13 protein-coding genes are annotated in these 14,244 nt (G+C 35.7%); 1 reads left to right on the forward strand and 12 read right to left on the reverse strand.

The window, feature by feature from the left end; translation table 11 throughout:
- Positions 1-11: 11 nt before the first annotated feature.
- The gene (locus LX80_RS04615) at positions 12-1,094 is read left to right on the forward strand and encodes an efflux RND transporter periplasmic adaptor subunit (RefSeq protein WP_111293872.1); all 1,083 of its coding nucleotides are present in this window, start codon (positions 12-14) and stop codon (positions 1,092-1,094) included.
- Between the two features lie 115 nt (positions 1,095-1,209).
- On the opposite strand, the gene LX80_RS04620 is transcribed toward LX80_RS04615, so the two are convergent.
- The 12 genes from LX80_RS04620 to LX80_RS04675 form a co-directional block, all read right to left on the reverse strand.
- A complete protein-coding gene (locus tag LX80_RS04620; protein ID WP_245897975.1) occupies positions 1,210-2,163 on the reverse strand; it encodes a LysR family transcriptional regulator in 954 nt (317 codons plus the stop codon).
- Positions 2,164-2,181: 18 nt separating this feature from the next.
- Entirely contained in the window at positions 2,182-2,634 is a 453-nt protein-coding gene (locus tag LX80_RS04625; protein WP_111293873.1) for a DsrE family protein, read from the reverse strand.
- A 38-nt stretch (positions 2,635-2,672) separates the two neighbouring features.
- The gene (locus LX80_RS04630) at positions 2,673-3,689 is read right to left on the reverse strand and encodes a c-type cytochrome (RefSeq protein ID WP_111293874.1); all 1,017 of its coding nucleotides are present in this window, start codon (positions 3,687-3,689) and stop codon (positions 2,673-2,675) included.
- A 119-nt stretch (positions 3,690-3,808) separates the two neighbouring features.
- Positions 3,809-4,282 (reverse strand): GNAT family N-acetyltransferase, encoded by a 474-nt coding sequence (locus LX80_RS04635; RefSeq protein WP_111293875.1) that lies wholly within the window; start codon positions 4,280-4,282, stop codon positions 3,809-3,811.
- Between the two features lie 11 nt (positions 4,283-4,293).
- Entirely contained in the window at positions 4,294-5,166 is an 873-nt protein-coding gene (locus LX80_RS04640; RefSeq protein WP_111293876.1) for an alpha/beta hydrolase, read from the reverse strand.
- 108 nt (positions 5,167-5,274) lie between these two features.
- Positions 5,275-6,630 (reverse strand): M20/M25/M40 family metallo-hydrolase, encoded by a 1,356-nt coding sequence (locus tag LX80_RS04645; protein ID WP_111293877.1) that lies wholly within the window; start codon positions 6,628-6,630, stop codon positions 5,275-5,277.
- A 46-nt stretch (positions 6,631-6,676) separates the two neighbouring features.
- A complete protein-coding gene (locus LX80_RS04650) occupies positions 6,677-7,942 on the reverse strand; it encodes a replication-associated recombination protein A (protein ID WP_111293878.1) in 1,266 nt (421 codons plus the stop codon).
- A gap of 40 nt (positions 7,943-7,982) precedes the next feature.
- Positions 7,983-8,492, reverse strand: coding sequence for a hypothetical protein (locus LX80_RS04655; protein ID WP_111293879.1), 510 nt, complete (start codon positions 8,490-8,492; stop codon positions 7,983-7,985).
- A gap of 28 nt (positions 8,493-8,520) precedes the next feature.
- Positions 8,521-10,347: an aspartate--tRNA ligase gene (gene aspS / locus LX80_RS04660; RefSeq protein WP_111293880.1), complete on the reverse strand. Its 1,827-nt coding sequence runs from the start codon at positions 10,345-10,347 to the stop codon at positions 8,521-8,523.
- Positions 10,348-10,584: 237 nt separating this feature from the next.
- The gene (locus LX80_RS04665; RefSeq protein ID WP_245897977.1) at positions 10,585-11,049 is read right to left on the reverse strand and encodes a hypothetical protein; all 465 of its coding nucleotides are present in this window, start codon (positions 11,047-11,049) and stop codon (positions 10,585-10,587) included.
- Positions 11,050-11,113: 64 nt separating this feature from the next.
- On the reverse strand, positions 11,114-12,169 hold the full coding sequence (locus tag LX80_RS04670; RefSeq protein WP_111293881.1) for an NAD(P)/FAD-dependent oxidoreductase: 1,056 nt from the start codon (positions 12,167-12,169) through the stop codon (positions 11,114-11,116).
- A gap of 29 nt (positions 12,170-12,198) precedes the next feature.
- The gene (locus tag LX80_RS04675; protein WP_111293882.1) at positions 12,199-14,184 is read right to left on the reverse strand and encodes a hypothetical protein; all 1,986 of its coding nucleotides are present in this window, start codon (positions 14,182-14,184) and stop codon (positions 12,199-12,201) included.
- Between the last annotated feature and the right edge of the window lie 60 nt (positions 14,185-14,244).

Consider the following 14,244-nt stretch of genomic DNA (forward strand, 5'->3'; position numbering starts at 1 on the left):
AATAAATAAAAATGAAATATAATATTTTTTTACTTGGTGGTTTAATTTTGTTAGCCTCCTGCTCTTCAAATAAGGAAAATAAGCCCAAAGATCCCCCTGTTTCCGACTCTTCAGTTCATTATTCTGTTGCTACCGTTAAAAGCGGCGGAGTAAATGAAGTTTTGAAACTGCCGGCTAAACTGGCTGCCTATCAAGAGGTAAGCATATTTCCAAAAGTGAATGGATACGTTAAAAGCGTGTTGGTTGATATAGGTTCAAAAGTTACGAAAGGCCAACTGTTAATGGTGTTAGAAGATCCTGAATTGGAACAAGCAATGTTACAAGCAAAAGAAAGGTATGAACGTTCTAAAGCTGATTTGTCTATTGACCGCGAAAATTATGTTAGGCTATTAGAAGCAGCAAAAACCCCTGGTGCCATTTCGCCATTAGATGTGTCAGCAGCCCGTACTAAGGTACAAGCTGATAGCTCATTAAGCAATGCTGAAAAGGCAAATTGGAAATATCAGGAAACAATGATGGGTTATTTAAAAGTATATGCTCCTTTTTCCGGCGTAATTACCGAAAGAAATGTACACCCCGGGGCTTTGGTAAGTGCTGCTATAAAAGACCAGCGCATGCTTGAATTGAAAGATATAGCCCATTTGCGTTTGCAAATAGATGTTCCCGAAGATATTGCTGCTCATTTTAAAGATCGTGATACTGTTGCTTTTTATACCAGTGCTTATCCCGGTAAACGCAACATAGGATTTGTGAGTAGAAATTCATACAATGTAAACCCGCAATTTAGAACACAACGGATGGAAGTTGACGTATATAATAATAATTATACACTTTCACCCGGAATGTTTGTTGAAGTGCAGTTGTACACAAAAGGTAATCCTAATGCAATGACAGTTCCCAAATCTGCCATTGTAACAACAACAGAAAGAAAATATGTTATTGTTGTTAGAAATGGTAAGGCTGTAAAAGTGGATGTGCATACAGGAAACGATAATGCTACACAGGTTGAAGTATATGGCGATTTAAAACCCGGTGAAGAAGTTATTACAAATCCATCTGATGATATTAAAGATGGAAGCACCATACATGTATAATAGGTATAAGTTGGTTAAAACTTTAAAAGGCTGTCTTTATAATTAGACAGCCTTTTTTGCATTCTATCAAATAATAATTGTGCTAAAGATTATGTGTTTATAGAGCTTGTAATGCTTATTTCCCGGAAATGGGTTGCTGCTTTGATGCAAAGCGCATAAATAAATTTGTACTGTTATTGGGTTGTCCATGTAAGTGAATAAGGTAGAATGGTCTTTTAATTTCTAAAAATTTAACTTCCACTCTTTTAAATACATTATTCTGCAGTTCACTTTGTATAGCATGAACGGAAATAAAAGCATAGCAATTGCTGTGCATAAGATAAGTTTTAATGCTTTCAGTGCTGCCTAATTGCATTTCAACGTTTAAATGAGAAAGTTTAATGTTGAAAGGTTGTAAAGCATGTAAAATAACTTCTAACGTTCCTGATCCATGTTCTCTTAATAATAAAGGAAGTTGTTTTAATTCTTCAGGCTTTGAAATAATTTTTTTGGCAGTTGCATTTTGGGCATTGGTTATTAATACAATTTCATCATCTAAAAAAGAAGTGTATTTAATAAGCTTGTTTTTGGAATGACCTTCAATAATCCCCAAATCAATTTCTTTGTTGGTTAAAGCTTGTTCAATTTGTTCGGTATTGCCATTGTGTAGGGCAATTTCAATATTGGGATATTTTTTATGAAAGCCCGCTAAAAGTGGTGGAATGACATATTGTGCCACAGTTGAGCTTGCGCCAAGTTTAAGTAAGCCTTGATGCCGATTGGCTAAATCATTCATTTCCTCTTCCATATTTCTATACAAGGCCAATAACTGTTCGGTATGCTGCAGTAAAACTTCACCGGCTGCAGTTAGTTGAATTTGATTGCCGGTACGTTCAAACAATTTTAATTGAAAATGTTGCTCTAACTCCTGAATATGTTTAGTAACTGCCGGTTGTGTTATAAACAATGCATTAGCAGCTTTAGTAAAATTTAGCCGTTTGGCTACTGTATAAAAAACCTGCAGTCTAAAATCAAACATGCCGTGAATATACTCGTTTTCACGCTTGTTTAAAACTAAAACTGCAGGCATAATAAATTATTTTTACAATTAAGGATGAACGGTTGCCCAACCCTGATAATGCCGTATAATAATTTCACCGTTTCCACTGGGCACGAAACTAATGTAAGGCCATAATTCATCTTTGGTAATATGACGTTCACGCATGGTATTGCTGCATTGAGCCAGTATTACCCCTTTTTGTTTTAATGCTGTTAATAATGAATCGTATGGATTTGTTTTTTTGTACACTTCTACACCGTCGCCAAAAGCAATTAACTCTATGGTTATTTTACCTTTTAAACGAGGATCTTCCAATGCGTTATTGATGTTTCGTAAAGTGCCCCTAATCTTTTTATCGTCTTTATCATCTAAAATATATAAAGCATTGTAATGTTTAAGATTGGCTTCAGCACCTGTAAATACTTCATTGTTAGTTTGTGCCTTAGCGTGTTGATAAGTTATGCTGGTAATAAATAACAGCAAAAATGTAATTTTTTTCATGGTGTTTTTTTTAATGTGAAAAATGTGGTTATAAAATTTTACTTCAGCGATACATTATTTTTAGCTTGTTTTTTTGCATCAATAATAGGTTGATAGGGGCCGTATTTGTGTTGTTGTTCAGAAAAACTATCTGCGTATGGCCCAAAAGGAAAATCAAAGGGTTTGGTTGATAAATCTTTCCAATCATTACTTTGATTTATATGCGGCCTGGGCTGTGAGTTAATAAATGCTGCAACATTCCAAGCATCTTCAGTTGAAATAGAGGGATGGTGGTAGGTAGTGGTACCAAAGGGCATATTTGGAAAAATAAAACCGGCTAAACTACTAATCCTATACATACCTGCACCATCATTATAGCTATGTTCACCCCATAAAGGCGGATAAGTATAACCGGTGCCATCCATGTTCAGCAACCCCTGTCCGTTAGGGCCATGGCAACTTTGACAATGTGTTGTAAAAACTAGTTTGCCAAGTGCAGGATCAGCAGGTTTGTCCATCATTTTTATTTTCATAATTCCTGTTCCGGCAGGTTTGGTGCCTTTCGGAACATCCTTGCCTAACCATTCCATATAAGCCACTATTGCTTTCATTTCGTGTGAATTAGAGTCTAAGGAATGGCCATTCATACTTCGTTCAAAACAATCATTCACCCTTGCACTAATACTTTGCCATCCGTTATTGCGTGCCCTGTATTCCGGATAATTAGCTGCTACTTTTCCAAAATTATTCCCATATGGTAAAGTTCCTGCTTGTAAATGACAATTCTGACAATTCATTCCATTGGTTATTTGAGCCACGGTACCTTTTGGGCCCAAATAATAACTGGTATTGGTAATTAAATTATAACCATATAAAATTAAATCGCCTTCCGGTGTACCAATGGGTATTTGCGATTTTGATTTTCCAATCCATACTTCGGGTTGGGCATCTTCTTTTAAAAGTTCCTGAATATTTTTTTCTTCTTTGCTGCGCTCCATATAAAATTCAGTACCCTTTATGCCTATAACAATAATAACTACCAGTATTAATAAAATGATAAATCCGTTTTTTCGCATAGGTTAAAATATATTCATTTATAAAGCAAAGTTATTGCCATTGCTGCTGTGTCGTTTATCATATCCCTTTATGTTCAATAACTTTAAATTATTACTATGCCGGTTTAATAGATTTTTGTTTATACTGAATCAGGTTGCTTAATCATTTCAATATGATCGATGCCATCTTCATCATAAACAGGACTGCTTTGTACAAAACCAAATGACTCGTAAAATTTTTTAAGATAGAGTTGTGCACCTATTTGTATAGGTGCTTTTCCAAATAGTGTATAGCAGGTTTGTATAGATTCATGCATGAGTATTCTGCCAATATTTTTTTTTCTAAAACCTGGCGATGTTACCACTCTTCCAATACTCATGTAGGGATACACTTTTTGTGGTGGAATTAAACGAGTATATGCTACCAGTTCTTCACCAATGAATGCCATGTTGTGATAACTGAACTGGTCTTTATTATCCATGTCTAAGAAAACACAGTTTTGTTCTACTACAAATACCTCACTTCTTAATCGCAGTAATGCATATAATTCAGTCGGAGTTAAGTTTTCAAAAGTTTTCAATTTCCATCGTAAGTTTAAATTATTGGCTTGCATATTGTAATAAATTAATTAGGCATTATTTTTTGTAAAAATTGAATGGATTTTGAATAGGTGTCAATAAGATTATTTCCTGTCCAACCATGTCCGGCTCCTTGGTATTGTATGTATTCATGATATACATTTAAATTGTTTAAACGATTGTTCAAACTATCACTTTGACTGATTGGCACTACATCATCTGCCGTTCCATGAAATATAATGGTAGGAGGAATTTGGGTGTTTGTTGCCAAAAATAACGGACTGGCACTTGTGTAGGATGCGGGATTGGTAACCGGTGTTCCATTTAAAAATATACTTAATAGTGATGGATAATATGGGTTGGGTGCATTATAATATAATGCAGCTAAATCTGTTGGTCCAAATAAATCAATAACTGCTTTAATATTATTATTAATGGTATAACCCAGCAACAGTGCTAATTGTGCGCCTGCACTGGCACCAAAAGCTGCAACTTGCTTTTTGTTAAAAACATATTTATTGCTTTGTTGCAAAATGAATTGGTAAGCCTGTTGCACATCATTTAACTGAGTAGGCCATAAGTTAGTTCCTTGAATGGAAGCTAATCTATAATTAATGTTGGCTATTACATAATTGGGTAAGCTTGTTTTAAGCGTTGTAATAGCGGTGTCGAAATCTGTTTTATCGCCGCTGGTCCACGCACCGCCATGAATTAAGAGTAAAAGCTTAGTATGTATGGTATCTCTTCCCGCCGGTAAATAAATATCCATTGTTTGTAATGGGTTATTGCCATACGCTACATTTAAAAGGGTTTGTTCCTGCAGTGTATTATTCGGCAGTACATTTTTTTTGTTACAACTAATTATGGATATTGTAAGTGTAACAAAAAAAAGATAACAGATACCTTTTGACAATTGCATACAGTTATTTTTGTTTAAAGTTAACTAAAACCTGAATGTTAATAACTGTATGTTCTATTGTGTTGGAAGCTGTTATCTTTTTAACGCTTTAAAGCTGTTTAAGTTGTTTTATCTTCCGGCAATACCGGGAACAACAGGCAAACTTTCATTGCCATCTTCACCTACAGATTGTACAGCAAAAAAGTAGTTATCTTTTGAGTAGGGTAAGTCGGCTTTCGTATCAGTTGTAAAAATCTTCTTTTGCCAGTAAGCACTGGTTGTTTCGCGCATTAAAATGTAGTACCCTTTCACTTTTCCGGTTGCCGGCTTATCCCAATGCAAATTGGTATAATTGCTCAGTTTTTTTACTTCTACAGTTACATTTTGTGGCATAGCCGGTGCTTTAGCCAAGTTGGCCAAATTACTGAGATTAACTGCTGTATTTTTTCTTAAATATTCAAAGTCCATAAACTCCGGTAAATCGCCATATTGAATGCCATTTTCTTTACGTACGTCTTGGTGTTGATGGTTATAGTTTTCGTTCATTTCCGTAATTCTTACAGCCGCAAATCCGTTTTCAACATAAGGTAAATGATCGCCACCACGCAAAAAGCGATCATTCCTGTATATCATTACTACTTGAATGTTATCTACATAACGTTCACCAATTTCTTTTACATAACGTGCTAACTGACGTGCCTTGCCGTCGTTTTCCAAGCCTAATGCACGAATACGTTTTGCTTGTTTCTCAGTTTCATAAGCCGGTAAGCCTTCACTAAATACGCGAAGGCGGGTATTGTCAATAATATTAGTTTCATTACTATTATTGCTTCCCATAATATCATTATTCAACACTGCTTCAATATCCCATCCTTCTTTTTTGGCTTTATTAGCCATATAATAGGCACCTAATAAGCCTTGTTCCTCACCACTTACAGTAACAAATATGATAGTTGCCGGAAAAGCATGTTTGCTCATTACTCTTGCGCATTCAATTACAGCAGCCGAACCACTTCCATCATCGTTGGCGCCGGGGGCGTCATTTACTCTGTCCATAACATTGGTGCGCATATTATCTAAGTGTCCGCTAATTATAAAAATGCGATGGTCGTTGGGGTCAGTTCCTTTCAAAGTGGCTACCACATTTCCTAAAATAATGGTGCTATCAACACGTTTACCATCGGGATGGTAGGTTACCGTATCAATAAAAGCCGTCATTCTACCATTGCTATTGGCTGCAAATTCATTAAACTTTTGAAGTACCCATTTTCGTGCAGCACCAATACCTCTTTTCGGATTGGTTTGCGTACTTAATGTATTGCGGGTGCCGAAATTGACCATGGTGTTAATGTAACTGCGCAATGAATCGGCCGATACTTCTTTTACCATTGATGCAATTTCCGGATCGCGATCAATAATAGTTTGGCCATAGCCAACTGAACTACAAAGTGCAGTAACCAATACTGCTGTAAAAATTTTTCTCATGGCAATAGTTTAAGGTTTAAAGATAAAACAAAGCAACATTGTTTGATTAATAACCGTATTTGTTTTTCCAACGGACTTGTAAAAATTTTCTTATTTCCACTTCACGGGCATTATTACCCGGCTGATACAATGTGGTTCCAGATATAGCCGTGGGTAAGTATTCCTGCTCAACAAAATTTAAAGGGTATTGATGAGGGTATTGATATGCTTTACCATAATCCAAATTTTTCATTAAGCGGGTGGGCGCATTATGTAAGTGCAAGGGCACAGGTAAATCGCCGGTAGTTTGCACCAGTTGCTGTGCATTATTTATGGCCTCATAGGCGGCATTGCTTTTGGGTGAACCGGCTAGGTAAGTGGCGCATTGACTTAAAATTATGCGACTTTCCGGATAACCAATTTTATTTACCGCATCGAACGTGGCATTGGCTAATAATAACGCATTGGGATTTGCGTTGCCAATATCTTCACTGGCAAAAATAATCATGCGGCGTGCAATAAATGATACATCTTCTCCGCCTTCAATCATTCTGGCTAACCAATACACAGCAGCATTGGGATCGCTGCCGCGCATGCTTTTAATAAAGGCAGAAATAATATCATAATGTTGTTCACCGCCTTTATCGTACAAAGCCGTTTTCTGTTGTGCAATAGCGTTTACCATTTCATTGGTGATGGTAATACTTTTTTCTTTAGAAGAAAGCACTACCAATTCAAACAGGTTTAATAATTTTCTGGCATCGCCGCCGGAAAATTGCAGTAAGGCATCCGTTTGTTGCAACCGAATATGGTATTGCTTCAAAATATCATCTTTCTCCAAGGCATTTTGTAAAAGCTGCAATAAATCTTCATTCTGTAAAGGTTTTAGAATATATACCTGGCAACGACTTAGTAATGCGGCATTTACCTCAAATGAAGGATTTTCGGTTGTGGCACCAATTAAGGTAATAATGCCTTGTTCAACTGCTGCCAGCAATGCATCCTGCTGGCTTTTATTAAAGCGATGAATTTCGTCGATAAACAACAATGCACGCTTGGTTTTTCTAGCAGTATCAATTACTTCTCTTACTTCTTTAACGCCACTGCTAATAGCACTTAATTGAAAAAAAGGTACTTGAAGTGTTTGTGCAATAATTTGTGCCAAGGTTGTTTTTCCAACACCGGGTGGTCCCCAAAGTATCATTGAAGGAATATAACCTTGTTGTAAGGATTTATTCAATATACTGTTATCGCCGGTAAGGTGTTGCTGGCCATATAAGTCGTGCAATGTTTTGGGGCGCATTCTTTCCGCCAATGGAGGCATGTTATTCATACCTGAAAAGTAAAAAATTTTAGCCTGTAATTATCTAAAATTATTTACTGAAAAGTACACTGTATTTTTTTAATAAACGGAAGGTAATTAAAACATGAATGAAAAGGATAATCGAAAACGGCAATAAAATAATTAATGAACTACGCATAGCCATTAATAACTCCTGCGATGAATAGCTGGGCGGTAAGCCCGCCGGCCTTGAACTATTCAACATTTCAATGAATTGGTTATACATAGCTTTATTGCTCATTAGGTATAAAATTGAAATGCAACTTATAATAGCCAAAGCGGCAAAAATTATAGCAATAACTGCATTGACTTTTATCCAATCTTTCAGGCTTGCTCTACAAAAGGTGTTTTTTAGAATGCCTTTAAATAGAAAGAAGGCCGAAGTGAAAATATAAATTACTACACAGGCAAGAATGACTGCACTTAGCATAACTGCGGGATTGCCAAAACCGGCGAAGATAGATAATACACTATCTAACCCAAATAGTGCTGCAAATGGTAATAATACAATTGTAAATATCCTATAAATGTTTAATGTCATAATTTGTTGGCAACTGTTTATTTATCAGTTATTGCAAGTTTAATTTTATTTGTAATTCTTGCATTTGTTTTTCATCAATTGGGCCCGGTGCATCTAACATTACATCGCGGCCACTATTGTTTTTAGGGAAGGCAATAAAGTCGCGAATACTTTCGCTGCCGCCTAAAATGGCACAAAGTCTGTCAAAACCAAAAGCCAATCCGCCGTGTGGTGGGGCACCATATTCAAAAGCACCTAACAAAAAGCCAAATTTTTGTTGTTGTTCTTCCTTACTCATACCTAAGGCTTGGAACATTTTTTCTTGCAGATTTCTTTGATAAATTCTTATTGAGCCTCCGCCAATTTCGTTACCGTTGAGTACCATATCGTATGCGTTGGCTTTAATATTAGCATAAGGATGTTCTAAATATTTTTCAGGATTGGTAATAACCGGTGAATGCTGAATCATGGTTTCAATATCCTGAGGTTTAGGCGAAGTAAAAGGATGGTGACGTGCTACCCAACGATTTTCTTCTGCATCATATTCAAATAAAGGAAAATCGAGTACCCACAATAATTTAAATTCATCTTTTTTACGCAAACCCAATCTGTTAGCCATTTCTAAGCGTAGTTCACTAATAGCTTTGCGGGTTTTTTCTTCAGTTCCTGCTAAAATTACAATTAAGTCGCCGAGCTTTGCATTTGCTGCAAGTGCAATGGCTTTAAGTTTATCTTCAGTGTAAAATTTATCAACACTACTTTTTAAAGTACCGTCGGTATTGTATTTAATGAATACCAAACCTTTCATGCCTATTTGTGGCCGCTTAACCCATTCAGTTAATTCATCGGTTTGTTTGCGGGTATATTCGCTGCAACCCGGAATTGCTAATGCTATGACAGTTTCTGCCTCTTCAAACACTTGGAATCCGGCACCCTGTACTAAGTGCGCTAAATTAGTTTTTGTTGGAAAAGTGTGTGCAGGGAATTTAATGTTACATAATTGCATATTGAAACGAATGTCGGGCTTGTCATTACCATATTGCCACATGGCTTCTTCCCACGACATGCGTTGTACAGGTTCATTATAGTTAATGTTTTTTACTTCTTTGAAAATGAATTTCACCAATCCCTCAAACATATTTAGAATGTCTTCTTGCTCAACAAAACTCATTTCACAATCTATTTGTGTAAACTCGGGTTGGCGATCGGCACGTAAATCTTCATCTCTAAAACATTTTACTATTTGATAGTAACGGTCGTAACCACTTACCATCAATAATTGTTTAAAAGTTTGGGGACTTTGCGGTAAAGCATAAAATTGTCCCGGATTCATTCGGCTTGGAACAACAAAGTCGCGGGCACCCTCGGGGGTTGATTTAATTAAAAACGGTGTTTCAATATCTAAAAATCCGTTTTGGTGTAAATAGTTACGCGTAGCACGGCCTACTTCATATCTTAATATTAAATTCTTTTTTACTGCATTTCTTCGCAAATCTAAAAAGCGATATTTCATTCTTAAATCGTCTCCACCATCGGTATCGTCTTGAATGGTAAATGGTGGAACAGCCGATTTATTTAAGATGGTAAAATTTGTAACCAGTATTTCTATATCACCGGTGGCTAATTGTGGATTTTTATTGCTTCTTTCTTGCACGGTTCCTGTAGCTTGAATAACATACTCGCGACCTAAAGGATTGGCATCAAGTGCTTCATTCAAATTTTCGTTAAACAACAATTGTGTTATTCCATAGCGATCCCTAATATCAACAAAGGTAATGCTGCCAAATTTTCTAACTGTTTGTACCCATCCGGCCAAAGTAACTGTTTGTTGTACATGCTGAATGTTTAATTCGCCACAGGTATGCGTTCTGAACATATATTTAAATTATATTAATATGCTTTGTAAAATTGTTCGGTTGTAAATTTTTTGGTTTGTAATGCTCGGTAATGAACAAGGCGTTGCAGTGTGCGACGCAACGATGCTGAATACTTGTACAAATGCCGGTAACATAACTAACCTATTGGGCTGCAAATATAGCTGAATTGCATGGGATGGATGCAGTTTTATGCTGTTAAAACAGGGAATTATTGCGCCCGGTTTTTAAGGAATGTTTTACATGCTGTCTAATGCATTTTTGTGCGTAGGTTTCCAATACAGATAGTAATATGCTAAAATTAAAACGCCAATGGTAAACGGAATCATGGCCAAATGTTTGAATGTTACGCCGGGGAAGGCTAAGCGATCATCAAAGTGTAGAAATTCGCTAATCATCCAATAAGAGTTGGCACTTATCCAAACCGTAATTGCTAAGTTATGGCATAATTCTGACATGTATTGACGAGTGCGATAGGCAATAATGATGGAAATTATTAATGTGGGAAATATCATGGCAATGCCCAGTGGACGCCAAAACATGCACCAACTTATGTCTTTAAAAAGCCAAAACACAATATGTAGGTTTTCCATTTTTCGATACTTTAATGGAATATTATATTGTTTTTCGGCCGGTAGTAAAGGCACAACGTTAGCTGAATTGTTGGGAAGAGCTTGTTGTGCATTGATGATTGGTTGTGGCACTTTGCTGAATTTTTGAATGTTTTGAAAAGCAAATAACCAGCAATATTAAATTTTTATGAACAAATTATGGCTGTAAAATTTTTTGGAATCGGTTTATGGCTGCTTCAGCTAAAATTGGATGACCATTTGTTAAATGCTGCACTAATGCATATGCAAAATAAGGTGCTAATGAGCAGCCCTTGGTGCCAAAACCGTTTAAAATGCCAATTTGCGGAAAATAGGGATGCATACCTACAAATGGTCGTCGTTCCAAAGTAGCAGGCCTTTCAGATGCTATGTGTTGTTGCAATTGAAAAGGCATTTTTAACCACTGTTGTAATTGCTGCATTGTTTTTTGTTGAAAGTTTTGTGTAGGCAGTGCATTGCTGTAACTCCACTCGTATGAAGAACCTGCCCACCACAAATCATTTTGCCAGGGTATTAAACTAATGCCATGTTTGTACAAGTATTGAGTGGGCAAATTGGGCAAATACAAAATAAGTGCTTCACCTTTATTGGGGGCAAATGGAAGTTTATTAAAATAAGGTAAATGCATGGCCTGTACACCATTGCAAAAAATTATGGCTTTTGCTTTAATATTTCTGTAAGTAATGCTATTTGATGATAAGGTTAAATTTTGTAAACTAAATACTTCTTGAATGAGGATTTGCTGCTGTTGTAGATAATTGCGCCATGTGCTTAATAAGGTTTGTAGTTGAATGTGAAAAACGGGTTGAATAGTGCCAATGCCATGTGCGTATTGAAAATATTGTTGCCAATGGTTGGTGTTTGTTAATTCAGAAACATAGGTGTTGTCATCGTTAGCACGCTGTTGAAATGCTTGTTGCATTTGCTGCGTTGTATGAAAATCAATTAATTGAGTTTGTTGAATAATGGAAATGTTTAAAAGCTTTTCTAATGCTTGATAGGCTTTCTGTGCAAAGGGCATTAAGGTTTCAATCATCCAGGTTGTAACAAATCGTCTGCCTGTAACGGGATTAATAACACCACTGGCTACCTGAGAGGCACTATTAGGGTTAAATTCATCTACTACAATAACGGTATTTCCTTGCTGTAGCAAATAATAGCTTAGCATGGTGCCTGCAATACCTTGTCCAACAATTACATAATCAACTTCCATTCTTCAAAAATAAAAACAGTTTTGTTATTTTATTTATGCTCTGCTACTTGTATAAGAGTAGGAGCTGCATAGCTCATTTTTTCTTCATCTTCTTGAATGGTTGCTATGCCGCCTGAAAACTGTCCGGGTGTTGTTATTATGCCGTAATATCGAATAATTTGTTTTGTAGAAGTTACGTTAAGTTTATATTGAAAGCCAGAATAAATGCCAGAATTAGTATGGGTTTCGATATTTGAAGCCAATCGGTATATTTTTATGCAAGAAGGAAAATTGTCTGTTAACAGGCAATTGGTAATGGTATGATTACTTTGTACACCTATTTCAATCATAACGGTATCGCCTATGTGTAATGTTTCCTTGCTTTGATAAGTTTCCCAAATGTTTTCTTTACTTGGATTCTTAACAAAGAATTTTTTTGAAATTTTTATAGCTTGGTTAGTTAATTTTCCGGGAATGTTATCAACATTTTGTAAATATTGCCATTGAAAATTTCCGTACCAATCATTGCCCGATTTTGTAGGCAGGTTTAGTTGCATTTTAACAGGTGAATTTTCTAATTGTTGAATCGGTATTTCCTGAATACTATTTTCCCTAAACGCAAAGGCGGTATTGTTAATGTTGGCAGTAATGTTGAATGGATTATTAGCAGCAAAGCTTAACAGGGAAGCGCCGGTAATAACAGTTGAAAAACGGTCAACCGAAGCTGATTTTAAAAAATTATTACTAATGTTTTGCAGATATGTATTTATAAAATTTGTTGAAAATAGTGCCGGATTTTTTTGTATTAATTGTAAGATGTATGCATGGGTTAATGTATTAGTCTCGCCAAAGTTAGTTTTGGTAATTAAGCGCTTAATAATGGTCTTGAAAACTACATCGGTATCATTACATTGTTGTAAAGTTACAGCCAATAAGGCTTGTTCATGAAAGCTTAAGTTAGAAGCTTTTTGCTTTAAGAATTGCAGTTGTAAAGAGTCGGTATTGCTAAATTTAGTAACAAATTGAAAAGTTGCTTTGCTAAATAAGCAGTATAAACTAGTAAAAGTATTTGTGGCGCTTGGATTGCTAAACTGTTGATTTAGCCCATTAATACCGGGTTGTATTAAATTAGTAATGCTTTGTTGTATGTTATGATGATGATGGTTTAATGAGTAACTGCACGCTAATAAATACAAAATTTTTGCGTTTAAAAGGGTAGTGGTTGCATTGTTGTCTTTATAAAAACTGCCATTGGGTTGTTGTAATAGTCTTAGTTCACGCAAATAGTAGTCCGTTAATGGGTGTTGTATGTTTTTTTGTATAGTATCAAAATGCCCCAAATTAGTAACTGAAAATTGTGACTCTTGTTTTTTCTCTGTTGTAATGCTGCTAATGAATGTTTCTTTTCGATTTAATAAACTGCCGGCTACTATTTGTAGGGCTTTGTCAATCGGTTGTTCACGGTTACTACTTATTAATTCTTTTAGCCTTTTTTGTATGGCATAATAAGGAATCCGATTAAGACCAATTGCGAGTGCAATGGGTGAAATGCTTTCATTAGAAATTTGCAACAATGAATCTAAATTGGCGGTATAATTATTTTTTTGTTGAAAATTATACAGCAATGTTTGCTGAATGAATGCTCTATTGGTATACACGGGTAAAATTGTTGCAGTGCTATCAGTATATTGGTTGTATTTTATGAAAAGTGTACTCTTTACAGTGTTGTAAAAACTATAAGGAACTTGTATGGGGAAATGGACTAAAACACTATCATTGGCAGGTACAGTAAAGTATTGAACAGGAAAGCTATTGGTAAACCAGCCATCTACACTGGTGCCGGATAAATAGTTGGTAATTTGTAATTGTGTTTGTCCTGTAAGTTCAATATTACTTGTATTTTTAATTTTTCCTACAATAAATACTTTATCGCCTTCTCTTAAAAATTCAGGCGTTAATAAACTTATCTTAATTTTTGGGTCTTCTGAATGCCATTTAAAAAACGGATAGGCATATGAGGCTGTGATATTCAACATTCCAATCAATATAAGAAATAATAGTCGGTACATGCAACAATATTAGTGAAAAAGAAATTG

This window comes from Hydrotalea sandarakina (assembly GCF_003254115.1).
Lineage (GTDB): Bacteria > Bacteroidota > Bacteroidia > Chitinophagales > Chitinophagaceae > Hydrotalea > Hydrotalea sandarakina.